Here is a 23,661-nt window from a genome sequence, read left to right on the forward strand (position 1 = left end):
GGTATAAGTTCATGAATGACAGTTGAATATTAGTTTGGGTATTGCTTATGAATGGTATCTATATAGTTGGTGAAATGTTTTAGGAAATGCTTAGGAGATATAACAGTGATGTATTTTCCAAAAGCAAGCAAGGTATTGTATCCCCAATCATTGTCGTTTAACGGATAAGTAATCTCGTAAATATCGCTATTAATAGGTTTTATGGCATTATAGCCTAAGAGTTCCACAAATCGATCAAGAACAATTTTCTGGACATGCAGGATGACAGGTACTTTGTTTTCATTCATCCAAGCACCACCATCATAGGGAAGTGGTGTAAAATGTCTTTTTGAAAAAGTATCGGAGAGAGTAAGTTCACTAATTCTAGCAACTTTAAAAACAGAAAAACGCGCTTTATCAGTATCGTAGGCATCCATATACCAACTCCGGTCCTTATAGACAATACGGTAAGGCTCACAATTTTTTTGACTCACCAGTCCTTGTGAATTAATATAGGAAAATTTTATTTTTACTCTACCTCTGATAGCTTCCAATAACTTAAAAATCAAAGTTCGTATTTCCAAGTTCCCTTGAGATAGAGATAAATCAATTTCGAAATCAGAGTATGTATTGGTAGCATTTAATTTCAATATAGCATTGAAAGTAGAGGTATCTTCCAATACTTGATAGCGACTTTTTAAACCGGATTCGATTGAAAGTCGTTCGGATTGAGTCAAGGGAGGTTTATCAGTTTGAAAGTCTTCCATAAGAAAAATTCCTCCGTTTTTTCCTTTCATTACATAGAGAGGAATGCCTGCAAGAGATAAATCATCAATATCTCTCATAATAGTTCGGGTGCTGACTTTAAAAAGTTCTGATAGTTCTTTAGCTGTTGTTTTTCGTTGATTTACTAAATGAGAAATGATTCCCATTTGACGGTCAATTTTCATAAATTTCTCCTTAAATATGACAGATAGTTGTCATATTACTTTTGTTATGATTATACCATAAAGAAAGGAGTTCATATAATGAAACATCAAACTAAACCATCGTTTACCTTAGTTGGCAAGAGTATTTTGATAGAAGGAACTACAGTTCATGAACATCACTATTCTAAAGAGAAAACGGCATTCTATACTCAGTTATTTAAAGAAGGAATGCTAGGAAAATTGATGCCCCATTCCATAGATAAAAGAGGCTATGCTTTGATAGTTCCTCATAAAGATGGTATACAATACTACGCAGGAGTTGCGGCAAATAATGCTGTGGCAGGTTACGAAAGCATTCTTGTCCCAGAGAAAGATTATTTAGTAAGCTCAGCCAGTGGTGATAAATCAAGACTCTTGTTTGATAAATTGGAGGATAACTTTTTTGAGGGAGAATATAGCTCGTTTTACAATGATGGAATTATCTTAGAAATACTTTTAAACGGTAATCCCATGGATGCAGAAGTTGAGCTTTGGGTTCCCAATTCAACAAACTAATAAGAACTGATAGAAAATTATTATAGTCGCAGCAAGTAAGAGGAAAGGCACGAAAGGAAGTCTTTCCTTTTTCTTTTGCAGGAGAAAGGCCAGAATGCCTGCCGCAGAAGCGAACTGAATCAAGATGAGTAATTCTGTCACGCTAAAGACGAGCGCACAAGAAGCCAGAAAGAGAAAATCCCCTGCACCCATGCGGATATCTATGAAATGAGCCATGATTCCAAGGATAATGAAGAAGACCATGACTAGATTCCAACCACAGAAAGCCATGAGGATTAGGTGGAAAGTCATCCAGACCAGCAAGGGATATTCCTGATGGCGAAAGTCATAGATTCCTAAGGTCAGGCCAGCAGTGATGAGGATGATTTGACCCAAGGAAATCCAGCCCCAAGACCAAGCTAGAAAGAGGATTCCTAATCCTAGTTCAAAGAGGGCATACCAGAACGGATAGCGAATCTTGCAGTAGCGACAGCGAAAGCGATTGACCACCTGCGAAAGGATAGGAATCAAATCTAGCGGTCGCAAGCGAGTCTGACAGGAATTACAGTGGCTAGCTGGTCGAATAATGGATTGCTCAGGAAAACGGTCAATGACCAAACCCAAGAAAGAAGCGAGAATGCTCCCGACAAGAAAAAAATAAAAATCAATCATACTTATCTATTCGTAAAAAATAGAAGAAGTAGTATAATAAAGAAACATTGATAAGATGGTGAGGTCAAGATGATGATTCGTTTTGAAGAAAATATAAGCACAGAAAATGCTCAGCTCGTATGCCAATGGTCCAACTCCCTTGGCAAATCCTTTCAAGAACAATGGATGGGAACAATGATTCCTTTTCCCTTAACAATTCAAGTCTTGCAAGATTTGGAAGGAATCTTTTCAATCTTTGATGGACAAGAGTTTGTGGGGCTTATCCAGAAAATCAGGCTAGAAGACGGCAATCTTCATATCGGGAGATTTTTTATCAACCCCCAGAAACAGGGGCAGGGGTTAGGTAGCCAGGCTTTAAGGAAATTTGTTAGTTTGGCCTTTGAAAATGAAGACATAGATACTATTTCTCTAAATGTCTACGAGGCAAATCAAACAGCTTACAATCTTTACCAAAAAGAAGGATTTGAAATCGTTCAAATGGTTGAAGTACCTATACGAAAATACATCATGAAAAAGGGCAAATAGCAGTCACATGGGGCTAGAGTCCCAAGGATTTTCAAGGAAAAGGAAGTTATCTTTCAAAGTTAGAAACAAGACTTCTATGATTTCTTAGATAGAGGAGATAGACATGTCGAGACCTAGAAAAATACGAATCTTGCTCGCTTCTGTACTTGCCCTAGTTGTTGGTATCAATCTTTATTCTCAGTATCAAAGCCACCAAGAACGGTTCCAATTAAAGACCTCCTTTGAAGAAAAGGACACTATAGCCGTCTTAAAACATTTAACGGATTCAGGGAGATATGCGTCTGACATTCGTAAAGCAGGCTATGTCGTTCCTCCCGACGGTGCCATTCGCTTGGATGGAGGAATTGACTCCATAGGGATAAAAGGAGACATTGATTTGAAAATGTTGAATCCTGGCAGGGATGAAGTCTCTGTTATATTTGAAACAATGGTAAATGAGGAAAAAATAAATGCCTACTATATTTTAGATAAGCAATTAACCCTAAAACGTAGATACTATTCTTATATTAGTAATCAAAATAAAGAAAGTGTGATGATATCTCAAGCCGAAGAAGAACGCTTATTAAAGATTGTTCGAAAAGAGTTGAAAGCTTTTCTAGATAAGATGTATCAGACTTTGTATGGTTGATGTTACTAGTGAGAAATGGAGGCGAGATTCTGTTTAGGATTTCAACGATAATGAGAAAGGAGGGACAAGAATGTTTACAGAATTGCTCTTTATTGTCTCTTTTGTGTTACTTTTACGTTTGTTTAAGAGTAGGCGCTCACGAACGATTATAGGAGTCTTGTATAGTTTGCTGCTAGTCTGGTTTGTCTTTTCCGTTTTGAACTATGGCAAATACACTCTTCAACCAGGTCAATCCGTCAACTTAAGAGTAAATCCCAGAACGCAAGATTTGGAATACTATTCAATCTTCATCTTGAAGAAAAATGATTCAAGCAGAATTAAATTAACTGGCTCTAGTGTTTGGAGTGAGAGTAATGGTGATGTTTACTATGAAGTAGAGGGACAAAAAATTACAAAAAGCCATGGTTTCGATGAGGAGGATGAAGAACTTCCAAACAATCAAGCAGATATTTATTTAGAAAAAGATGGAGTTGTTGTGAGTTACCAAGGTGAAAAAGTGTTTGATGCCACCAATAACAAGCCCTACACGATAACCATTACCAATGTAGACAACCAACCAGCCCAATTTGAAGCTCAGGTGGTGGATAAGTAAGCACGTCTAGTAGTGTGTAAGCTTTTAAATGTTCTTTCTTTAAAAGGGAGATATTATTTTAAGTAAACAAAAAAGCCTTGATTCCAAGGCTTTTCCTGTTAAGAATCTCTTTTAACGAAAAATGGGAAGCGTGTTTAGAATCCGATCTACAAAAAAGAGGACATTTACGGTCCTCTTTTTGACTACTATAATGAAAAGGTCAATTAACGTTTAGCCTTATTTTTCGTCTTTGTGAAGCATGTTTTTAACACCTTCAATAGCGCCTTCGACAGCGTCTTTTGCATCTTCAGCAACTTCTTTTACTTTAGAAACAACTTTTTCAGCTGTTCCTTCTTTTTCCATTTTTTCATCGCCGATCATTTTGCCGACACCTTCTTTAATGGAACCTTTTGCTTGGTTTAATTTTTCTTCTGTTGACATGATTCTGCCTCCTTTAAATTGATTGATTTTGATTAGATGAATTAGTGTACGCGAGCATTTTCTTTTGTTTCGCCTTTAACGGCTTCAACACCTTCGCCTACTTTTTCTTGAACAGCAGCAACACCTGAACCGATACCAGATTTCACTTTTTCAAATTGTTCTGAAGCAAATTCTCCTGTTGAAGAAGCCACGTCAGTTACTCGATCTTGAAGGCTAACTGAATCTGCTTCATGCTGTTCCTTCGTTTTGATATCAACAACATTCACATTGACTTCAACAACTTCTAGATCCGTCATTTTTGTAACTTGTGATACGACAACATCTTTGATTTCTTTGTACAAAGCAGGGACATTCTTTTGGTATTCAACAACAATGTTCAAGTCAACTGCAACTTGCTCTTTCCCAACTTCAACATTGACACCATGAGTGACATTATCTGTATTGATAATTTTTTCTGTTAGATTAGAGAAGAATCCTCCATCCACATCCAAAAGTCCAGGTACTTTTTCAAGCGAAAGACCAATGATTTTTTGGATTACTTTGTCTTCATAAGTGAGTTCCCCTTTGACATTTTGAGAAACAACAGCAACATCTTTTTTATCTACATTTTTATCTACGTTTGACATACGAGACTCCTTTATTTATTTAAATATTTTTCCTTAACATAGTATCCAGCAAATGCTCCTAAACCTCCACAGATTAACACAAATAGTGTTTTGAAAAAGCCAAAGGATAAGATAAAGCAAGCGAGAATGACACCTACTAGACCTGCAATAATTGGATACTGATATTTTTTAAACCATTCCATTTTTTACTTCCTTACTTTACACGACTAACAGTCTTTTTGGTCGTTTTTGGAGGTTCAAATTCTTTCACTTTAACTTCAAGTTTTACCTCACGTTCAATACCAAAGAACTGCTTTAATCCATGAGTTATTTCATTCTGGATGACAAGACATCGATTTGAGATGTTTTCTGAAGGAAGAATTTTGCCCTCAACATAAACGAAACACTTATTTTTGCGGCTATTTACATGGACTGTTGGTTCTTTGATCAACTGATGATCAATGACCAAACATCGAACAAAGCCTTCGATAGCTGAATTTTTTAGTTTTAATGTATCTTCTTGAGTCTCTAATTGAATCTCTAAATACTGTTTAGGATAGAAGAGTATTACTAGCATTGAAATTAACACTAAAACAGATAGGACAAGTGTCCCCCAAAAGACATATCTAGCAATCATAAATTCAGCGTAGAGTTCTCTCCAACTGAATAAGTGGATATCTAAATCACTGACCTGATGATAATCTATGAGAATAGGAAGGAAAATAGCCAAGATTAAAATACAGAAAATAAGTAACAATATTTTCTTTGATTTTGACATATTAAATCCTTTCAAATGAAAAGCTTTAAACCATAATTTTACCCGCCTACAGTATTCAAAATTATGGCTTATCACTTTTAATTTCTTATTAGGTAATGCTTATTTTTTACCAAATAGAAATGAAACGACTGCAACAACAATCACTGCACCTACGATTGACGGAATAATAGCCATTCCAGCCAATGAAGGTCCCCAGCTTCCTAGAAGTGATTGCCCTACAGATGAACCGATAAGACCTGCAAAGATATTTGCAATCAATCCCATTGAACCACCTTTTTTAGTGATTGCACCTGCGGCGAGACCAATAAGACCTCCTACAATAATGGACCACAACATAGTGTATCCTCCTTTTCTATTTCTAAATCAAAGAATCAACATCTTTGATTGAACTAATTATATACTATCTCAACTTGGAAGCATAATAGTTCGTCTTAAAAACCGTACTGTAAACATGTACTTTAGATACAGATAAATAAGAAAAGACTGATTCTACTGAGTTTCTAGGTGATGAAGCGATTCTTTTCATAGCAAGCTAAAGTCGTTGTAAGAGGATAAATACACTCTATGTGGTATAATTGCATGAAGATTGAAAGACAATCCTTTAGTTTATTATAAAGAAAGAAAAGTTATACATGAGAGATTTATTATCGAAAAAAAGTCACAGACAATTAGAATTATTGGAATTACTATTTGAAAACAAACGCTGGTTTCATATTTCAGAACTAGCAGAATTATTGCACTGTACGGAACGTTCTGTAAAAGATGACTTGTCCCATGTCAGGTCTTCTTTTCCTGACTTGATATTTCATTCCTCAACAAACGGCATCCGTATCATTAATACCGATGATAGTGATATTGAGACGGTCTATCATCATTTTTTTAAGCATTCAACCCACTTTTCAATTTTAGAATTTATCTTCTTTAATGAAGGATGTGATACTGATAGTATTTGCAAAGAGTTTTATATCAGTTCTTCCTCTCTTTACCGTATCATCCGTCACATTAATAAAATTATTAAGAAACAATATCGTTTTGAAATTAGCCTCAATCCAGTTCGGATAACTGGAAATGAGATTGATATCCGTTACTTTTTTGCCCAGTATTTTTCAGAGAAATATTATTTCCTTGAATGGCCTTTTGAAGATTTTTCTCAAGAACCCTTGTCTCAATTATTGGAATTAGTCTATAAAGCAACTTCTTTCCCGATGAATTTATCAACTCACAGAATGTTAAAATTACTTCTGGTTACAAATTTATATCGCATAAAGTTTGGTCATTTCATGGAAGTTGAGAGAGACTCTTTTAACAATCAATTGTTAGAATCTTTCATGCAGGCAGAAGGAATCAACGAGATTGTAACGAGCTTTGACTCTGAATATCATATCTCTCTGAATAAAGAAGTGATCGGTCAACTGTTTGTATCCTATTTTCAAAAAATGTTCTTCATAGATGAAGAAGTATTTCTGAACCATGCAAAAACAGACAGCTATGTAAAAAAATCGTATCAGTTATTGGGAGATCTAGTAGACCAGGTATCAAGAGAGTATAATCTCCAAGTAGACAATAAAGACAATCTGATTTGGCATCTGCACAATACGACACATCTGCATCGCCAGGAATTATCAACAGAGTTTATCTTATTTGATCAAAAAGGCAATACAATCAAGAACTTTCAAAATATTTTCCCTCGATTCGTTTCAGAGGTGAAGGAAGGGATTGAACACTATCTAGAGGCTTTGGATATGGATCGTAGTTCAATGAAGGTCAATCATTTGACCTATACGTTTATCACCCATAGCAAACACTTAGTGCTAAATCTTTTACAAAACCAACATAAATTAAAGGTTTTGGTTATGAGTAATTTTGATCAGTATCATGCAAAATCAGTAGCAGAGACACTTTCTTACTATTGCAGTAACAATTTTGAACTGGAAGTTTGGAGTGAATTAGAGTTATCCCTTGATTCTCTAAAAGAATCACCTTACGACATCATTATTTCTAATTTTATTATTCCGCCTATTGAAAATAAGAGATTGATCTATTCCAATAATGTCAATACAGTCGCTCTCATCTCTTTGCTTAACGCAATGATGTTTATTCGACTAGACGAGTAACTAAGAATAACAAAAAACGCTACATAGCGTTTTTTGTTTTATAAGAAAAGAATTTCCTCTATACTAGACTCAGAATATCCTAAGAACTTAAACAAAAAAGCCCTAAAACCAAGGCTTTTTCCTGTTGTATTTAGATGCCCCCTGCAGGGCTCGAACCTGCGACCCATAGATTAAGAGTCTACTGCTCTACCAACTGAGCTAAGGAGGCAAAGAAAAAGCTGTATTGGTGCCGAAACTTCACGGTTTGTATTGAACCCGCGCAATTAAGCAGGTGGGCAACTCGCTCTAACTGAAGCTGTTTCCGTGTGAGACGGCCTACATGCTGTTAGAAGACTTTTGTTTCCCTAATAATACAAAAAATAGTCGGTCAACACTTAAGTGTGAAGTCGTACACCACAGCGTTTCTATGTTTATATGATACCACTTTTTCAAAAAAAATCAAGAGGAAAATGCAATTATTTGAAAAGGATTTCACAAGTCCCGTAATTTATCAATGGTTTCCTTGCGTTGCGCCAAGGCCCGTTCGTACTTGCCAGTATCTTCAGGAGTGAAGTAGTGCTGGTCTTTAATTTTTTCTGGCAGATAGTCTTGATTGACCCAGTTTCCAGGATAGTTGTGCGGATAGAGATAGTTTTGCGCATTCCCTAGTTCCTTGCTTCCACTGTAATGACCATCGCGCAGGTGTCGAGGGATAGGTAAATGACCTGATGTTTTGAGATCAGCAAGGGCCTTGTCCATGGCCACATAGGCTGAGTTGGATTTTGGAGAAAGGGCCAAGTCAATCACGACATTGGCAATGAGGATGCGAGCTTCTGGGAACCCAATCTTTTGAGCAGCATCTAGAGCAGTTACGGTATGAATCTGAGCTTCAGGATTGGCCAAACCGATATCTTCATAAGCAATAACAGTCAAGCGACGAGCGAGACTAGGCAGATCCCCAGCCTCAATCAAGCGGGCCGCGTAGTGGAGACTGGCATCAACATCCGAGCCACGGATAGACTTTTGCAGGGCTGAAAGGACATCGTAGTGACCGTCCCCATCCTTATCCATGGTAATGTAACTCCTCTGCAGGCTGTTTTCCATGATATCCAGTGTGATATGGCGGATGCCCTTGTCATTTTCGGGAGTAGAGAGAACAGCCAAATCTAGCGAATTAAAAGCAGAACGCAGGTCTCCATTTGTAGAGGTCGCGATGAAATCAAGGGCATCCTCATCTAGCTCAACTGGGAAATCAAAACCACGCTCAGGGTCAGATAGAGCGATTTGAATCGCCTCTTTGACATCTTGGTTGGACAAGGGTTCTAATTCAAAAATCTGAACACGGCTACGAATGGCAGGAGTGACAGAAAAGAAGGGATTTTCAGTCGTAGCCCCAATCATGATGACCAGACCACTTTCCAAGAGGGGAAGTAGAAAATCTTGCTTGGTTTTATCTAGTCGGTGGATCTCGTCCAGTAACAGGACTAATCCTCCAGAGAATTTAGCCTCTTCAGCGATTTCTTGGAGTCGCTTTTTACTATCCACTGTCGCATTAAAGGTCCGAAAGGCGTACTTGGTGGTCCCAGAGATAGCTGAGGCAATACTGGTCTTACCAATACCTGGAGGTCCGTAGAGAATCATGGAGGACAGACGATTAGCTTCCACCATGCGGCGAATAATTTTTCCAGGTCCGATTAGATGCTCCTGACCGATGACCTGGTCGATGGTTTTGGGGCGCATGCGAAGCGCGAGATTGTCTGGCATAGCAGTCCTTTCTAACATGGATTTTCTGATGTATATGTGGTAAGATGGTAGTATCTATTTTAGCATATTTCCGAGCAATCGGGGCGATTAAAGAGGCGCATAGAAAGAGGACAAAATGGCAACATACGGATTTTTAGATGTTTTACAGGAAGAGTTGGACAAGAACTTTCCCTTTGACTATGAGATTAGTTGGGACAAGCGCAATCATGCGGTTGAAGTGAGTTTTTTACTGGAAGCGCAAAATGCTGCTGGTATAGAGATGCTGGATGAGGACGGAGAGGTTTCGTCAGACGATATCCTCTTTGAGGAAGCGGTACTCTTTTACAATCCTGCCAAGTCAACAGTCAATGAAGAAGACTATTTGACGGTCATCCCTTACCTGCCTAAAAAAGGATTTTCTCGTGAATTTTTAGCTTATTTTGCACTTTTCCTCAAAGATACTGCCGAGGTTGGGCTGGATGCCCTCATGGACTTTTTGGAAGACCCAGAAGCAGAAGAGTTCGTCATGGAATGGAACCAAGAAGTCTTTGAAGAAGGAAAAGTCGGTTTGGAAGAAGGAGAATTTTACCCTTATCCGAGATACTAGGAAACTTTAAAAATAAGGAATTCAAAGAGGAGAGAGCATGTTAGAGAAAATCAAACAAATTTTTATGAGAAAGTCAGATAAATCTGAGTTTTCTTCCTCTTCTCTTCCTCGCAATCGCTTTGCGGATCTAGATTTCGAGCGAGTATTGAAGTTTGGAACTCGTCGCCTCGTTAATGAGGAGGGACGCTACGCAGAGGATGGTAAAATCACAGAACTTGAATTTCCTGAAGATTTTGCGGAATTTGAATTTCTAGTTGGTTTTAAGACGGAGGAAGAAGAGCAGTTTCAACAACTATTAGCTCGTTTAAATAGTATTGACAATGCCATTCAGTCTTGTTTGGAAAGTGAGATGCAACAACCCATCCCTCAGTTTGCCAAGGATTTGGGCTATACTCAGAAGAGGTGGGAAAGGACATTTTACTTCCATCCTTGGGTATTAAGTTTTGAGGAAAATCCGCCTAATCTTCGCTATGTTGCAGATTATGTAAATGATGAGTTTACCGTTTATTTTGCTAAAAAACATGGTAGATGGCAGGCATACTGGGATGCAGATTGCCAAAAGGTGATTGAAGAAAGCTAGCTAGGGGTTTTCTATAGAGTAGTAGTTATGATAAGAAAAGGTCATCATCATGGAATTATTGGATAAACACTTGGATTTTACGGGTTGTAAAATTGCCCTCTTTTGTGGAGATAAGCTACTGACCATCTTGCGTGATGACAAGGACAATATCCCTTGGCCCAATATGTGGGAATTGCCAGGTGGTGGTCGCGAAGGGGACGAAAGTCCTTTCGAGTGCGCAGCGCGTGAAGTTTATGAAGAACTAGGAATTCATCTGACTGAGGATTGCCTGCTCTGGAGCAAGGTCTACCCCAGCATGCTCTATGAAGGTCGGCAGTCTGTCTTTATGGTCGGTCAGCTAAGTCAAGAACAATTCGACAATATCAACTTTGGAGATGAAGGACAGGCTTATAAGCTGATGAGCATTGAGGAATTTTTGAATTCTAAACAAGCTGTGCCTCAGCTACAGGCGAGATTGAGGGATTATTTAAAAGAAAGTGAATAGAAAGGATGGTTCGGTTAAATTTCTAAACTGAACCCGCCCTAAACACTGTGCCAAAAAGATAAACTTCTCATAGACACAAGCGTCTTCAGAGAGTTTCCTATTTTGGCCTTGTGTTTTACGGGCTTGGTATCTTAATGATGGAAACATGGCAAGAGTTAAAAGTTACAGTGAAGCGTGAGGGAGAGGAGCTGGTCTCCAATCTCTTGATTGAGCTGGGGGCGCAAGGTGTTGCGATCGAAGACAGTATGGACTATGTGGGGAATGTGGATCGCTTCGGTGAGATTTTCCCAGAGGTTGAGCAACAAGAAGAAATCGTGGTGACCGCCTACTATCCTGATACGGTTGATGTAGCAGTGGTTGAGGCAGATTTGCAAGCTCGCCTGGCAGAATTAACTGATTTTATGGATCTAGGAGAGGTCAAGATGGGCACGACTGCCTTGGCTGAGGAAGACTGGGCAGACAACTGGAAGAAATATTATGAACCAGCTCGCATTACTCATGACTTGACCATCGTGCCGTCTTGGACGGACTACGAGGCGACTGCTGGAGAAAAGATTATCAAGCTGGATCCAGGCATGGCCTTTGGTACGGGTACTCATCCAACGACCAAGATGAGCCTCTTTGCCTTAGAGCAGGTTCTTCGTGGTGGCGAAACGGTGCTAGATGTGGGTACTGGATCAGGTGTCCTTTCTATTGCCAGCTCGCTGCTTGGTGCCAAGGAAATTTTCGCCTATGACCTGGATGATGTAGCGGTTCGTGTTGCTCAGGAAAATATTGAGCTCAACCCTGGTATGGAAAACATCCATGTTGCTGCTGGAGATTTGCTAAAGGGAGTTGAGATTGAAGCAGATGTCATCGTGGCTAATATCTTAGCGGATATTCTCATTCATCTGACGGACGATGCTTATCGTTTGGTCAAGGATGAAGGCTACCTGATCATGAGTGGCATTATCAAGGACAAGTGGGACATGGTGCGCAAGTCAGCTGAGTCAGCTGGATTTTTCCTTGAAACCCACATGATTCAAGGGGAATGGAATGCCTGTGTCTTTAAGAAAACCAAGGATATTTCAGGTGTGATTGGAGGCTAGCATGCAGCAGTATTTTGTCAAAGGCAGTGCAATCTCTCCTGTCACTATTGAGGACAAGGAAACCAGCAAGCATATGTTTCAGGTCATGCGCTTGAAAGAAGATGATGAGGTGACCTTGGTCTTTGATGATGGCGTCAAGCGCTTGGCGCGCGTGTTGGATGTGGAGAATCGTCAGTTTGAGTTAGTCCAAGAGTTAGCTGACAATGTGGAACTGCCCGTTCAAGTCACCATCGCATCAGGCTTTCCCAAGGGAGACAAGCTGGAGTTTATCACTCAAAAAGTGACGGAACTGGGTGCCAGCCAAATCTGGGCCTTTCCTGCCGATTGGTCGGTCGCAAAGTGGGATGGTAAGAAGTTGGGCAAGAAAGCCGAAAAACTAGAAAAAATTGCCCTTGGAGCAGCAGAACAAAGCAAGCGTAATATTGTACCAAGTATCCAGCTTTTTGAGAAAAAAGCAGATTTTCTAGCTCAGTTTGACCAGTTTGACTCAATTGTGGTGGCTTATGAAGAATCAGCAAAAGAAGGAGAAACCGCTGCGCTCTTACAAGCAGTCACTGGCCTTGAAAAAGGAGCCAAATTGCTCTTTATCTTTGGCCCAGAAGGCGGTCTCTCACCAGCAGAAATTGAAAGTTTTGAAGCTAAAGGAGCCGTCTTGGCAGGGCTTGGCCCTCGCATCTTGCGAGCAGAAACAGCCCCACTTTATGCCTTATCAGCCCTTAGTGTTTTAGTAGAATTAGAGAAATAAGAGGAAGAAAATGGAACAAAAACACCGTTCAGAATTTCCAGAGAAGGAACTTTGGGACTTAACTGCCCTATACCAAGACCGTGAGGATTTCTTGCGTGCAATCGAGAAAGCTCGCGAAGACATCAACCAATTTAGCCGTGATTACAAGGATAATCTTCATACTTTTGAGGATTTCGAGAAGGCCTTTGCGGAATTGGAGCAAATCTACATCCAGATGAGCCATATCGGCAATTATGCCTTTATGCCTCAGACGACAGACTATAGCAATGAAGATTTTGCTAATATTGCCCAAGCTGGGATGGAATTTGAAACAGATGCCAGCGTAGCCTTGACCTTCTTTGACGACGCCTTGGTGGCAGCAGACGAGGAGGTCTTGGACCGTTTGGGTAAATTGCCTCACTTGACGGCAGCTATTCGTCAGGCTAAAATCAAAAAAGCCCACTACCTAGGGGCTGATGTGGAGAAAGCTTTGACCAATCTCGGTGAAATCTTCTACAGTCCACAGGACATATACACCAAAATGCGAGCTGGGGACTTTGAAATGGCTGACTTTGAAGCCCATGGCAAGACCTACAAAAATAGCTTTGTTACCTATGAAAATTTCTACCAAAACCACGAGGACGCTGAGGTTCGTGAGAAATCTTTCCGTTCTTTTTCAGAGGGACTCCGTAAGCACCAAAATACGGCTGCGGCAGCCTATTTAGCCCAAGTCAAGTCTGAGAAATTGTTGGCAGATATGAAGGGCTATGACTCAGTTTTTGACTATCTTCTGGCTGAGCAAGAAGTGGACCGTGCCATGTTTGACCGTCAGATTGACCTCATCATGAAGGATTTTGCGCCAGTTGCCCAAAGATACCTTAAGCATGTTGCCAAGGTCAATGGTCTTGAAAAGATGACCTTTGCTGACTGGAAATTGGACTTGGATAGCGCCCTCAATCCTGAAGTGAGCATTGATGATGCCTATGACTTGGTCATGAAGTCAGTAGAACCTTTGGGACAAGAATATTGTCAGGAAGTTGCTCGCTATCAAGAAGAACGCTGGGTAGACTTCGCTGCTAATAGTGGCAAGGATTCTGGTGGTTATGCGGCGGATCCATATCGCGTGCACCCTTATGTCCTCATGAGCTGGACTGGTCGTTTGAGCGATGTCTATACCTTGATTCATGAAATTGGGCATTCTGGTCAATTCATCTTTTCTGACAATCACCAAAGTTACTTCAATGCCCACATGTCAACCTACTATGTTGAAGCGCCATCAACCTTCAATGAATTGCTGTTAAGTGATTACTTGGAGCACCAGTCTGACGACCCTCGTCAAAAACGCTTTGCTCTTGCTCATCGTTTGACAGACACCTACTTCCATAACTTTATTACCCACCTCTTGGAAGCAGCCTTCCAACGCAAGGTTTATACATTGATTGAAGAAGGGGAGACCTTTGGAGCAAACAAGCTCAACAGCATTATGAAGGAAGTCTTGACAGATTTCTGGGGAGATGCTATTGAGATTGATGACGATGCAGCCTTGACTTGGATGCGCCAAGCTCACTACTACATGGGCTTGTATAGCTACACCTACTCTGCTGGCCTTGTCATCTCAACAGCTGGTTACCTTCATCTGAAACATTCAGAAACCGGAGCTGAAGATTGGATCAATCTCCTTAAATCAGGTGGTAGTAAGACACCGCTTGAGTCAGCCATGATTATCGGAGCGGATATCTCAACAGACAAACCACTCCGTGATACCATCCAATTCTTGTCTGATACAGTTGACCAGATTATTGCCTACAGTGCTGAGTTGGGAGAGTAAGGGTATCCAGTGTCGGATTTAAGACGGTTTATCGATAAGATGAATACACAAAAATCACCTGTTTGAGGTGATTTTTTTATGCTTTAAAGATTTATTCAAATTTTCCTTTATTGGCCTCGTTTGAAGCCTTCATGCTAATTTGTAAAAGGTTGGCGAGATTTTCATTATCAAGGCTAGCTTCACCATTATTATCCACTTTTATGGCAAGGTAATGGGTGTTACGATCAAGATAATCCATTCCCTCTAAGTCTACGTAGTTGTTCGCTTTAAAATCAAGCGCCGCTAATTGATAAACAAATCGAATATTTAGAGCTTTGCCATAGTCTGTTTCAAGAACCTTTTGTTGTTCTTCCACCAGTCCTTGAAAGAATTCGAGATTGTCTGTGTGATAGGATGCTTTGACTTCGTATTGGTAAGTATCTACAGCTGGGGACATAAATTTCAAATAAACCAGGTCGCCTTCTACCTTATAGTCCTCAAGAGTATAGGCACCTGCTTTTCCTAATGCATTGGTGTTGACCTTGAAAAACATAGGTGCATAAATTTTGAGAGGATATTTTTCTCCTTTATATTCAAAGACGGTATCATTTGAAAAATTCGGACGGATTTTAGTTAACTCAGGGACTAAATATTCGTTCCAAATCTTATCAAATAACTCTTCTTGATTGCTAGCACCCGCTGATTTCACAACTAGGTCAAGATTTTCTTGATTGACAAAGACGGCATCCACTAATTTGAGGGCTGTTTGAACCTTAGGATCCGAAATTTCCTTTTTCTTTTTTTCAAGATTCTCAGCCGCCTCTTTCGTGCGATCTAAAGTTTTATTAAATTGACTGCCACTGTTTGTTTCAACAAAGGTTCTCTCATAATTGGTAGGTTCAACTTTGGCATTCCAGTTAAATGAAGCAGCAGGACCAGTTACATCTTTCTTATGGTAGGTTGTTGTCTCTGTATTTGAAGTACCTTCTGTATTGCTTGTAGCAGTGGTTGATGGTTTAGATGAACAGGCGACGAGGCCAAATGCTAAAATTGTAGCAGTGGTTAGAAAATAAACTCTAAACTTTTTTCTCATGGTAGTCTCCTTTGCCAAAAACGTTTATTGTATAGTATCAATTATACCATTCTCTTCATTACTTTTGCATGAATTACTAGAAAAGGTATGATTGAGGGATGTATTCTTTTAAGCAAGTATTTGAAAGCTTCTGAAATTCTTGAAGGATAAGCAGAAAAAGAGTTTTATCAATTTCTCTTGTAGTAGTCTTTTTTAGAATTCTAATGGGCTTTCTACAAAAACTTTCCAGTCAATTTTCTTGAAACCCTTTCCTTCTTTTGATAGACTAATACATAGTTTGAAAAAGGAGACTTATCATGAAAAAATTTGTTGCTGAATTAATCGGTACATTTATGCTTGTGTTCATTGGAACAGGAGCCGTTGTTTTTGGAAATGGTCTTGATGGCCTTGGACACCTTGGAATTGCTTTTGCCTTTGGTTTGGCAATTGTGGTTGCAGCTTACTCAATCGGAACTGTTTCAGGTGCTCACTTGAACCCAGCAGTTTCAATCGCTATGTTTGTAAACAAACGTTTGTCATCTTCAGAACTTGTAAACTACATCCTTGGACAAGTAGTTGGAGCTTTCCTTGCGTCAGCTGCAGTATTCTTCCTCTTGTCTAACTCAGGAATGTCAACTGCTAGTCTTGGTGAAAATGCCTTGGCAAACGGTGTCACTGTCTTTGGTGGATTCTTGTTTGAAGTCATCGCAACTTTCTTGTTTGTCTTGGTTATCATGACTGTAACATCAGCAAGCAAAGGAAATGGCGCAATCGCTGGTTTGGTAATCGGTTTGTCATTGATGGCGATGATCCTTGTGGGATTGAACATTACTGGCCTTTCAGTAAACCCAGCTCGTAGTTTGGCTCCAGCTGTCTTGGTCGGTGGCGCAGCCCTTCTACAAGTATGGATTTTCATCCTTGCACCAATCGTTGGTGGCGTTCTTGCAGCACTTGTTGCGAAAAACTTTCTTGGAACAGAAGAATAATTGAAATTCAAAAAGCCTTGCTCCTCAGCTTGAGGAACAGGGCTTTTTCGTATCTGTTTAGCGGTTATCAATTTTCTCTGGATAAAGGTCGTGTTGGAAGAGACGCTGTTCTGCCAAGCCTTCATACTTGGTTCCAGGTCTACCGTAGTTGTAGTAAGGGTCGATTGAGATGCCACCGCGCGGAGTGAATTTTCCCCAGACTTCTAAATAGCGAGGGTCTAGTAGATTGACCAAGTCTTTCCCGATGGTGTTGATACAGTTTTCGTGAAAATCACCATGATTTCGGTAGCTAAAAAGGTAGAGTTTGAGGGATTTTGACTCGACACAGAGCTTGTCAGGAATGTAGGAAATATAAATCGTCGCAAAATCTGGCTGAGCCGTGATTGGGCAAAGCGAGGTAAATTCAGGACAGTTGAATTTGATGAAATAGTCATTTTCCACATGACGATTGTCAAAGGATTCGAGGACTTCTGGTTGATAGTCAAAAATGTAGGTAGTTTCTTTGTTGCCCAGTAGGCTTAGATTTTTCATTTCTTCTTGTTGTGACATTATTTTTTCTTTCTAATTTAAACACCACGTTGGTTGTCGTAGAGGAGGGTATGGAGTTGAGGAAGGACGCGAACATTGCCCCAGCTATCGTCAGTAGCGACGCGTTCCCAGAGTTCTTTGAGGCGGTTTAGTTGGTCTTGAACAATATTACCTGTAGCCTTGGGCTCAGGATTTCCAGCCGATAAGAAGAGAACATCTGGTTGGTAGCGTTCTTGAATCCCTTTGGCAAAGGCCAAATCGGCATCGTCAAAGATAGGGATTTTAAAGGTGACCTTGTCTGGATCCAATTGGGAAACGATAAAGTCTAAAGTCTCGAAGTTGACTTCCATCTTGGATGAAGGAGGTTTGGGACTCAGAGTGACCTGATCGATATCTTTTAACCAATTTTGCCAGCGGGAGCCTTGGGTCTCAACGGCCAGAGTGACTCCACGTTCCTTGAGCTTGGTGACGAGTTCGGCCATGTTGGCTGCTAGGATAGCAGGATTTCCCCCAGACAGGGTGACGTAGTCGTAGCTTCCTAGCTTATCTAAGGCAGCAATAACTTCATCAGCTGTCATACGAGTAGGTTTTTCAGAACCATCCCAAGTAAAGGCAGAGTCGCACCAGTCGCAGTGGTAGTCGCAACCAGCAGTGCGGACAAACATGGTTTTCTGCCCGATAGCACGACCTTCACCTTGAAAGGTTGGGCCAAAGATTTCCAGAACTGGTAGTTTGAGGACACGTTCCCTAGTCATCTAACCACTCCCGTCTAAACTCCGCAAAGGCAGTCGGAGTCTCATAGAGGCGAACGTATTCCAAACGGAGACCGCGCTCGTCAGGCAACTCTTGACTCATGGTTTGGAAAATCCAGTAAACCATATTTTCAGCAGTCGTGTTCATATAAGGCAGAGTTTCATTGAGATAGCGATGATCCAAATGGGGCTCTAAGTAGTTCTTGTAGATGGCTTTGATATCTCCGAAATCGTAGGTCATGCCCCGTTCATCTAAAAATCCACTGACAGCGATTTGTAAATGATAAGTGTGGCCGTGCAGGGACTTGCATTTTCCCTCATAGTGAAAGAGGTGGTGGGCAGCATCAAAGGTAAATTCTTTTGATACCAAGGTTCTGTGAGGATTGTAGACCAGAGACTCGCCAGTTTCTTGTTTGATTTCTTTGGGTGCAAAAAACATTAGCCCACTCCTTTCTGTGAGAGATAAACATCAAGGCCATGCTGACGTAAGTGACATGCTGGACAATCACCGCAGCCACTACCGATAATCCCATTGTAGCAGGTTAAGGTCTTCTCACGAACGTAGTCAAAGGCACCAAGTTGGTCGGCTAACTCCCAAGTTTCAGCCTTGTCTAGCCACATGAGAGGTGTTTGGATAACAAAGTCGTAATCCATGGCAAGGTTGAGAGTAACATTGAGGGATTTGACAAAGACATCCCGACAATCAGGGTAGCCTGAGAAATCTGTCTCGCAGACACCTGTCACGATATCTTTAATGCCTCGTTGCTTGGCAAGAACTGCCGCAAAGGAAAGAAAGAGGTGGTTGCGGCCGTCAACAAAGGTATTGGGAACCTCTCCCTCTTTTTGCTCGATCTCCAGATCAGAGGTCAGGGCATTTTCAGTGATTTGTCCCAGCAGAGACATATCTAAGATGTGATGACGAATGCCTTGTTCCTTAGCGATTTCTCTAGCAACTTGAATTTCGAGATGATGGCGTTGGCCGTAGGCAAAGGTGACGGCTTCGACTGTTTTATAGTGTTCTTTAGCCCAAAAGAGGCAGGTTGTGGAATCTTGACCGCCGCTAAAGACGACCAAGGCTGATTGACGTTTCATAGTACTCCTTCCAAAATGGGAAATGTTCAGAGCACGCAAAAAGCTCCCTTGAGGGGAGCTAAAAAATACCAAGTAGAGGTTTTTTTTAGCGATGGCATGTCCCAAACATCGTAATATTCTACCTACAGTCTAGCATATTTTTTGAAAAATGGCAAAGGGCAAGAAAAAAGAGACCAAATAAAGTACTTGGTCTCTCATTTGATTAGTTCAATTCAGCAACGATAGCCTTGATTTGTTCTGCAGTGTGAACACCTGCAACCTGTTTCACAACTTGGCCGTCTTTTTTGAAGAGAAGGGTTGGGATAGACATGATTCCAAAAGCACGAGCTGTGTTTGGATTTTCATCTACGTCCATTTTAACGATTTTCAAGACATCTTCTGAAAGTTCTTCAGACAATTTGTCCAAGATTGGACCTTGCATACGACATGGACCACACCAAGTTGCCCAGAAGTCTACCAAGACCAAACCGTCTTTTGTTTCTTGTTCGAATGTTGCATCTGTAATTGCTTTTGCCATTGTATTTCTCCTTTTTTAGTTATATTGGCTTAAATCTTGTTTCATGAGATAGAAGAAAACATCTCCATAAGTCCCATGGTAGTCCAAATCATGACCATTGTAGGTTAATTTTTGGACAGTATAGTAATCCGCAACGCCAATGAGGCAGGCGTGTTGAGAACGTTCAAAGTCTTGGTAAGACTCGAAAGTCATGGTTCTCTCTTGCTTACTGGCGTCTAGATAAGTAATTTCGATCATATAAAACTCCTTTGTTCGATCTTGACTTTATTGTACTCCTTGAAAAGAGGAATGTCAAGAAAAATGATTGCGCACGCAACTGTTTTAGAAAATATGATTATGAAATGAAATCAAGACTTGTCTCCAGCCTTTCCTCGACGGCCTTTTGCAGGTAAGCTAGGGTTGTCTGTCCCTCGTCAGTCAGACAGATAAAGCTAGCCCGTCTATCCTGATCGCAACACCGGCGACTAAGCAAACCACAGTTTTTCTCTTCTAGTCGAGCCACCATTCGAGAAACTGCGCTTGGACTGAGATGAAGCTTATCAGGTAAATCAATCTGGCGTAGAGATTTTTCTTGGGCCAAATCCAGATAGTAGAGCAGGTAAAACTCTTTCAAGGTCAACCTTTGTTCACTCTGCTGGGCAATAGTTTCTTCCAACAAGGCTTCCATTTCCTTTTGACGGCGGTTGTAGTCAAACCACTTTTCCAAATAGGTCATTGCTTTCTCCTTTCTTTTCAAAGTAAAAATCACAAAGTCATTACTGATTATCTTTGTAACACAAGATGATTGCGCATGCAATGATTATACTACTTTTAACTAATCCGTGCAAGAGAGAAGAATTGCAATATTTCCTTGAAATTTTCTGAAAAAAGAGTAAACTGGTATGCAAGAAGTCTATTTCGTGGAGTTTAGAATGAAATTATATGTTCAATTAATGATTCTCTTTGTGATTTCATTGATCGGTGAGGGAATTTCTAGTTTCTTTCATCTGCCTATCCCAGGCAGTATTATCGGCTTGATGCTTCTCTTTCTAGCCCTACAGTTCAAGTGGCTAAGGACCAGACATGTCAATATGGTCGGGAATTTCTTGCTGGCCAATATGACCATCCTCTTTTTGCCGCCAGCAGTTGGTATCATGGAAAAGTTTGATGTGATTGCCCCTTATCTTTTGCCCATCGTCTTGATTGTCTTTTTTGCGGCTGTTATCAACATTATCCTTATTGCCCTAGTGGTTCAGTTTATCAAGAGACGATTTGAGGGAGATTATGAGAAAGGAGATGCCAAATGAGCGAATTTGTATCCAATCCCCTGTTTGGGATTGCATTATCTATCCTAGCTTATCTAGTGGGGATGTTGATTTACAGACGTTTTCCCCATCCTTTGACAACACCTTTGCTTTTGTCAGCTATTTTTATCATTATTTTCCTTAAGGCGACGGGTATTTCTTATCAAGATTATTATCAAGGTGGGGTTTATCTGAACAACTTGATAGTCCCATCGACCGTGGCTCTAGGGATTCCGCTTTATAAGAGCTTTCACTTGATGAAGCATCATGCTCGGAGTATTCTCTTTGGTAGTCTGTTAGCAGTAGTTGTCAATACTAGCTTCACTGCCATAGTAGCGAAAATATTTGGTATGGATTTTTTCCTAGCTATTTCTCTCTTTCCCAAGTCAGTGACAACCGCAATGGCAGTGGGGATTACAGAAAAATTGCAAGGTTTGACGACTGTGACCTTGGTCGTCGTAGTAGCAACTGGGATTTTGACCAGTGTGATTGGACCAACCCTTTTGAAGTGGTTGAAGATTGATGATCCAGTGGCTGTTGGGCTCTCCCTTGGAGGGACAGGCCATGCTGTCGGAACGGGAACAGCCTTTCGATACGGTTCTGTAGCAGGAGCCATGGGTGGTTTGGCTATCGGTGTCACCGGTATTCTCTACGTCTTTGTCAGTCCAATAGTAGCCAGTTTGATATTGAGTTAAAGAAAAACCCAGCTTTCTAGCTGGGCATTTTTTATTGCAAATTAACCTTGTTTTTCAAGATATAGTAGGTACCGAGATAGTAGATAGCCGATAAGAAGAGATCGCGTAAGATTTCTGTACCAGCCATCACGTTAAAGTCATTGTCAACTCTTAAGAAGAAAGTGATATAACCAATAACGATGGAAATGACGATATAGGCCAGAATTCCCATAGCTGTTCGATACTCATTAAAGAGTTGCCCGATTGAGATTGCGAGGTAAATGGACAAGATCCATGTAATCGAACCGACAATTAGTGAGACCGCATAAAGTCCACCGTAGCTGAGATAAGGGGAAATGAAGTTATAGAGGGCAGTGAAGTCTTTTTCAATTGGTGTTAAGAAGATGATAATCAATATACTTAAGATAAAGACGATATAGCCTAAGATGGACCAGACAAGACCACCTAAAAGTTTTGCGATGATGATTTGGTGCTCAGAGACAGGCAAGGTCAAGGTCAAGTACCCTTGGCGGTCATAAACACTCCCCTTGAATCTTCGGATGATTAAAAAGATTGTTGCAATCCAAAGAGTGACGCTGAGTCCTCCAAAGACTAGTACTAAAAAGAAGATGAAATAAGCAGCATTGTTAGGATTGTAACTCTGGCTAAGACTGCTAATAAAAGCTCCAATCAAAACTGAAATTGCAAGTACAGCACCGTAGAGTGCCAGATACCATTTATTGACATTTTTAAATTCATAACGAACTAGATTCCAAAACATAATAATCTCCTTTGCTTAGGCTTTAAATTCCTGGCGGAAGAGCTGGTCAATTGATTCACCTGACTCGTAACGAATATCATCAACATTTCCTTGGCGGACGACTTTTCCGTCTTTGAGGAAGATGATCTCATCCAAGATTGGCTCAATATCTGAAATCAAGTGGGTTGAAATCAGCACCGTAGAGGTTGGTGAGTAGTTATTGATGATGGTATTGAGGATATAATCACGGGCAGCTGGATCCACGCCTCCGATTGGTTCGTCCAGAACGTAGAGGCGGGCTTCACGGCTCATAACCAGAATGAGTTGGACCTTTTCCTTGTTCCCTTTTGATAGTTTCTTGAGGCGACTGTTTTCATCAATACCGAGATCAGCTAACAAGTGTTGGGCTTTTTCGAGATTGAAATCATGGTAGAAGGTTTTAAAATAGGTTAGAGCATCCTTAACCTTCATCTCTTCATTGAGGTAGGTTGTGTCTGGCAGATAGGAAACGATCGCCTTGGTAGCAGGACTTGGATCCTGTCCATTAATGAGAACACGTCCTTTATTTGGTTGAAGAAGGCCATTGATCAGTTTGATTAGGGTTGTTTTCCCGGATCCGTTTGGTCCAAGGAGCCCGACAATCTTTCCGGCTGAGATCTCTAGTGAGATATTGTCAAGTGCCGCGGTTGCTCCATATGATTTTGTTACATTTTCAAGTGCTAGTAGTGTCATAGTCTTAAACTCCTTTAATATAGTCGCTTAATACATTTGGCAGTTCTTCTTTTTTGTAGCCAAATTGAAGCATGCAAGAGACGAATTGTTGCAGTTGCTCCTCGGAAAGTTGTTTGCGGGACTGAAGGATGAGATCCAAATCCTCGGTGACAAAACGACCAGTTGTCCGCTTGCTGTATACAAATCCTTCACGTTCAAGGTCAGACAAGGCGCGCTGAATGGTATTAGGATTGACCCCAGCCTCGCTCGCCAAATCTCTCACGGTAGGGAGCTGTTGGTTGGGTTCCAGTTCATGGGAAACAATCTGTAATTTGATTTTTTCCATAATCTGTAAATAAATCGGTTTTGTATTATCAAATGACCAGGACATCATAGTCTCCTTTCTTTGTCTTCTTTGTTCTAATTAAATAATACAATAAAACAAAAAACTTGTCAAGTAAAAATAAGAATTGTTTTGGGAATTGCTCAAAAAATGGT

The 23,661-nt window shown here is 40.5% G+C and carries 33 protein-coding genes and 1 tRNA gene; 14 read left to right on the plus strand and 20 right to left on the minus strand.

Going from position 1 to position 23,661, the window contains the following annotated elements; translation table 11 throughout:
• Positions 1–29 precede the first annotated feature (29 nt).
• Positions 30–929 carry a helix-turn-helix transcriptional regulator gene (locus D8863_RS04475; RefSeq protein WP_125441217.1) on the minus strand — a complete coding sequence of 300 codons (900 nt, stop codon included), beginning with the start codon at positions 927–929 and terminating at the stop codon, positions 30–32.
• A 78-nt stretch (positions 930–1,007) separates the two neighbouring features.
• Between D8863_RS04475 and D8863_RS04480 the strand changes: the two genes are divergently transcribed.
• Positions 1,008–1,463 carry an effector binding domain-containing protein gene (locus tag D8863_RS04480; RefSeq protein WP_125441218.1) on the plus strand — a complete coding sequence of 152 codons (456 nt, stop codon included), beginning with the start codon at positions 1,008–1,010 and terminating at the stop codon, positions 1,461–1,463.
• Here the strand turns inward: D8863_RS04480 and D8863_RS04485 are convergent.
• Positions 1,452–2,114 (minus strand): prepilin peptidase, encoded by a 663-nt coding sequence (locus D8863_RS04485; RefSeq protein ID WP_125441219.1) that lies wholly within the window; start codon positions 2,112–2,114, stop codon positions 1,452–1,454. The genes D8863_RS04480 and D8863_RS04485 overlap by 12 nt on opposite strands.
• Before the next feature lie 69 nt (positions 2,115–2,183).
• On the opposite strand from D8863_RS04485, the gene D8863_RS04490 reads away from it, so the two are divergent.
• The 3 genes from D8863_RS04490 to D8863_RS04500 all read left to right on the plus strand — a co-directional run bounded on the left by D8863_RS04490 (position 2,184) and on the right by D8863_RS04500 (position 3,859).
• Positions 2,184–2,639 carry a GNAT family N-acetyltransferase gene (locus tag D8863_RS04490; RefSeq protein WP_125441220.1) on the plus strand — a complete coding sequence of 152 codons (456 nt, stop codon included), beginning with the start codon at positions 2,184–2,186 and terminating at the stop codon, positions 2,637–2,639.
• Between the two features lie 103 nt (positions 2,640–2,742).
• The gene (locus tag D8863_RS04495) at positions 2,743–3,267 is read left to right on the plus strand and encodes a thiol-disulfide isomerase (RefSeq protein WP_125414323.1); all 525 of its coding nucleotides are present in this window, start codon (positions 2,743–2,745) and stop codon (positions 3,265–3,267) included.
• A gap of 70 nt (positions 3,268–3,337) precedes the next feature.
• Positions 3,338–3,859 carry a hypothetical protein gene (locus D8863_RS04500; protein WP_000493727.1) on the plus strand — a complete coding sequence of 174 codons (522 nt, stop codon included), beginning with the start codon at positions 3,338–3,340 and terminating at the stop codon, positions 3,857–3,859.
• A 216-nt stretch (positions 3,860–4,075) separates the two neighbouring features.
• On the opposite strand, the gene D8863_RS04505 is transcribed toward D8863_RS04500, so the two are convergent.
• The 5 genes from D8863_RS04505 to D8863_RS04525 all read right to left on the minus strand — a co-directional run bounded on the left by D8863_RS04505 (position 4,076) and on the right by D8863_RS04525 (position 5,998).
• Positions 4,076–4,279 carry a CsbD family protein gene (locus tag D8863_RS04505; protein WP_000102421.1) on the minus strand — a complete coding sequence of 68 codons (204 nt, stop codon included), beginning with the start codon at positions 4,277–4,279 and terminating at the stop codon, positions 4,076–4,078.
• Positions 4,280–4,320: 41 nt separating this feature from the next.
• A complete protein-coding gene (locus D8863_RS04510; protein ID WP_125422050.1) occupies positions 4,321–4,905 on the minus strand; it encodes an Asp23/Gls24 family envelope stress response protein in 585 nt (194 codons plus the stop codon).
• 11 nt (positions 4,906–4,916) lie between these two features.
• Complete coding sequence (locus D8863_RS04515; protein WP_045616759.1) at positions 4,917–5,087, minus strand: DUF2273 domain-containing protein; 171 nt, start codon at positions 5,085–5,087, stop codon at positions 4,917–4,919.
• An 11-nt stretch (positions 5,088–5,098) separates the two neighbouring features.
• Positions 5,099–5,662, minus strand: coding sequence for an alkaline shock response membrane anchor protein AmaP (gene amaP, locus D8863_RS04520; RefSeq protein WP_125441221.1), 564 nt, complete (start codon positions 5,660–5,662; stop codon positions 5,099–5,101).
• A gap of 99 nt (positions 5,663–5,761) precedes the next feature.
• Positions 5,762–5,998, minus strand: a complete 237-nt coding sequence (locus D8863_RS04525) for a GlsB/YeaQ/YmgE family stress response membrane protein (RefSeq protein WP_033630119.1) — start codon at positions 5,996–5,998, stop codon at positions 5,762–5,764.
• A 296-nt stretch (positions 5,999–6,294) separates the two neighbouring features.
• On the opposite strand from D8863_RS04525, the gene D8863_RS04530 reads away from it, so the two are divergent.
• Positions 6,295–7,776, plus strand: coding sequence for an AcpB/EbpR/MafR family transcriptional regulator (locus D8863_RS04530; protein ID WP_125441222.1), 1,482 nt, complete (start codon positions 6,295–6,297; stop codon positions 7,774–7,776).
• 135 nt (positions 7,777–7,911) lie between these two features.
• On the opposite strand, the gene D8863_RS04535 is transcribed toward D8863_RS04530, so the two are convergent.
• Positions 7,912–7,984 (minus strand) — tRNA-Lys (locus tag D8863_RS04535).
• A gap of 263 nt (positions 7,985–8,247) precedes the next feature.
• Positions 8,248–9,519 carry a replication-associated recombination protein A gene (locus D8863_RS04540; RefSeq protein ID WP_125441301.1) on the minus strand — a complete coding sequence of 424 codons (1,272 nt, stop codon included), beginning with the start codon at positions 9,517–9,519 and terminating at the stop codon, positions 8,248–8,250.
• 115 nt (positions 9,520–9,634) lie between these two features.
• Between D8863_RS04540 and D8863_RS04545 the strand changes: the two genes are divergently transcribed.
• From D8863_RS04545 to pepF, 6 genes are all read left to right on the plus strand, one after another.
• Positions 9,635–10,105 (plus strand): DUF3013 family protein, encoded by a 471-nt coding sequence (locus D8863_RS04545; protein WP_125441223.1) that lies wholly within the window; start codon positions 9,635–9,637, stop codon positions 10,103–10,105.
• Positions 10,106–10,142: 37 nt separating this feature from the next.
• Entirely contained in the window at positions 10,143–10,685 is a 543-nt protein-coding gene (locus D8863_RS04550; protein WP_076984747.1) for a hypothetical protein, read from the plus strand.
• A 49-nt stretch (positions 10,686–10,734) separates the two neighbouring features.
• Complete coding sequence (locus tag D8863_RS04555; protein ID WP_000421346.1) at positions 10,735–11,169, plus strand: NUDIX hydrolase; 435 nt, start codon at positions 10,735–10,737, stop codon at positions 11,167–11,169.
• Between the two features lie 137 nt (positions 11,170–11,306).
• Positions 11,307–12,257: a 50S ribosomal protein L11 methyltransferase gene (prmA, locus tag D8863_RS04560; protein WP_061420300.1), complete on the plus strand. Its 951-nt coding sequence runs from the start codon at positions 11,307–11,309 to the stop codon at positions 12,255–12,257.
• A 1-nt stretch (position 12,258) separates the two neighbouring features.
• Positions 12,259–13,002, plus strand: a complete 744-nt coding sequence (locus D8863_RS04565; RefSeq protein ID WP_125441224.1) for a 16S rRNA (uracil(1498)-N(3))-methyltransferase — start codon at positions 12,259–12,261, stop codon at positions 13,000–13,002.
• A 10-nt stretch (positions 13,003–13,012) separates the two neighbouring features.
• Entirely contained in the window at positions 13,013–14,809 is a 1,797-nt protein-coding gene (pepF, locus tag D8863_RS04570; RefSeq protein WP_125441225.1) for an oligoendopeptidase F, read from the plus strand.
• 91 nt (positions 14,810–14,900) lie between these two features.
• Here pepF and D8863_RS04575 read toward each other — a convergent pair whose 3' ends face one another.
• Positions 14,901–15,881 carry a hypothetical protein gene (locus D8863_RS04575; RefSeq protein ID WP_125441226.1) on the minus strand — a complete coding sequence of 327 codons (981 nt, stop codon included), beginning with the start codon at positions 15,879–15,881 and terminating at the stop codon, positions 14,901–14,903.
• Between the two features lie 296 nt (positions 15,882–16,177).
• On the opposite strand from D8863_RS04575, the gene D8863_RS04580 reads away from it, so the two are divergent.
• Positions 16,178–16,846, plus strand: a complete 669-nt coding sequence (locus D8863_RS04580) for an MIP/aquaporin family protein (RefSeq protein WP_125441227.1) — start codon at positions 16,178–16,180, stop codon at positions 16,844–16,846.
• Between the two features lie 57 nt (positions 16,847–16,903).
• Here the strand turns inward: D8863_RS04580 and queF are convergent, their stop codons facing one another.
• The 7 genes from queF to D8863_RS04615 form a co-directional block, all read right to left on the minus strand.
• Positions 16,904–17,395 carry a preQ(1) synthase gene (gene queF, locus D8863_RS04585; RefSeq protein WP_000082591.1) on the minus strand — a complete coding sequence of 164 codons (492 nt, stop codon included), beginning with the start codon at positions 17,393–17,395 and terminating at the stop codon, positions 16,904–16,906.
• 17 nt (positions 17,396–17,412) lie between these two features.
• The gene (queE, locus tag D8863_RS04590) at positions 17,413–18,129 is read right to left on the minus strand and encodes a 7-carboxy-7-deazaguanine synthase QueE (protein ID WP_125441228.1); all 717 of its coding nucleotides are present in this window, start codon (positions 18,127–18,129) and stop codon (positions 17,413–17,415) included.
• Entirely contained in the window at positions 18,122–18,565 is a 444-nt protein-coding gene (gene queD, locus D8863_RS04595) for a 6-carboxytetrahydropterin synthase QueD (RefSeq protein ID WP_000464575.1), read from the minus strand. The genes queE and queD overlap by 8 nt, the downstream gene beginning before the upstream one ends.
• Positions 18,565–19,218, minus strand: coding sequence for a 7-cyano-7-deazaguanine synthase QueC (gene queC / locus D8863_RS04600; RefSeq protein WP_125441229.1), 654 nt, complete (start codon positions 19,216–19,218; stop codon positions 18,565–18,567). The genes queD and queC overlap by 1 nt, the downstream gene beginning before the upstream one ends.
• 202 nt (positions 19,219–19,420) lie before the next feature.
• A complete protein-coding gene (trxA, locus tag D8863_RS04605; RefSeq protein WP_084859493.1) occupies positions 19,421–19,735 on the minus strand; it encodes a thioredoxin in 315 nt (104 codons plus the stop codon).
• Between the two features lie 15 nt (positions 19,736–19,750).
• Positions 19,751–19,972 (minus strand): DUF4649 family protein, encoded by a 222-nt coding sequence (locus D8863_RS04610; protein WP_000570263.1) that lies wholly within the window; start codon positions 19,970–19,972, stop codon positions 19,751–19,753.
• Positions 19,973–20,069: 97 nt separating this feature from the next.
• On the minus strand, positions 20,070–20,450 hold the full coding sequence (locus tag D8863_RS04615; RefSeq protein WP_044020363.1) for a MarR family winged helix-turn-helix transcriptional regulator: 381 nt from the start codon (positions 20,448–20,450) through the stop codon (positions 20,070–20,072).
• Between the two features lie 196 nt (positions 20,451–20,646).
• Between D8863_RS04615 and D8863_RS04620 the strand changes: the two genes are divergently transcribed.
• Both D8863_RS04620 and D8863_RS04625 read left to right on the plus strand, forming a co-directional pair.
• The gene (locus D8863_RS04620) at positions 20,647–21,021 is read left to right on the plus strand and encodes a CidA/LrgA family protein (RefSeq protein WP_084971415.1); all 375 of its coding nucleotides are present in this window, start codon (positions 20,647–20,649) and stop codon (positions 21,019–21,021) included.
• Entirely contained in the window at positions 21,018–21,713 is a 696-nt protein-coding gene (locus tag D8863_RS04625; protein WP_001288935.1) for an LrgB family protein, read from the plus strand. Before D8863_RS04620 ends, D8863_RS04625 begins: the two co-directional genes overlap by 4 nt.
• A gap of 31 nt (positions 21,714–21,744) precedes the next feature.
• On the opposite strand, the gene D8863_RS04630 is transcribed toward D8863_RS04625, so the two are convergent.
• The 3 genes from D8863_RS04630 to D8863_RS04640 are packed head-to-tail and all read right to left on the minus strand — an operon-like array spanning position 21,745 to position 23,554.
• Entirely contained in the window at positions 21,745–22,473 is a 729-nt protein-coding gene (locus tag D8863_RS04630) for a hypothetical protein (RefSeq protein ID WP_125441230.1), read from the minus strand.
• A 15-nt stretch (positions 22,474–22,488) separates the two neighbouring features.
• Positions 22,489–23,184: an ABC transporter ATP-binding protein gene (locus tag D8863_RS04635; protein ID WP_125441231.1), complete on the minus strand. Its 696-nt coding sequence runs from the start codon at positions 23,182–23,184 to the stop codon at positions 22,489–22,491.
• 4 nt (positions 23,185–23,188) lie between these two features.
• A complete protein-coding gene (locus D8863_RS04640) occupies positions 23,189–23,554 on the minus strand; it encodes a GntR family transcriptional regulator (protein WP_000119117.1) in 366 nt (121 codons plus the stop codon).
• Positions 23,555–23,661 lie beyond the last annotated feature (107 nt).

It is taken from the genome of Streptococcus oralis (assembly GCF_003943825.1).
Lineage (GTDB): Bacteria > Bacillota > Bacilli > Lactobacillales > Streptococcaceae > Streptococcus > Streptococcus oralis_CD.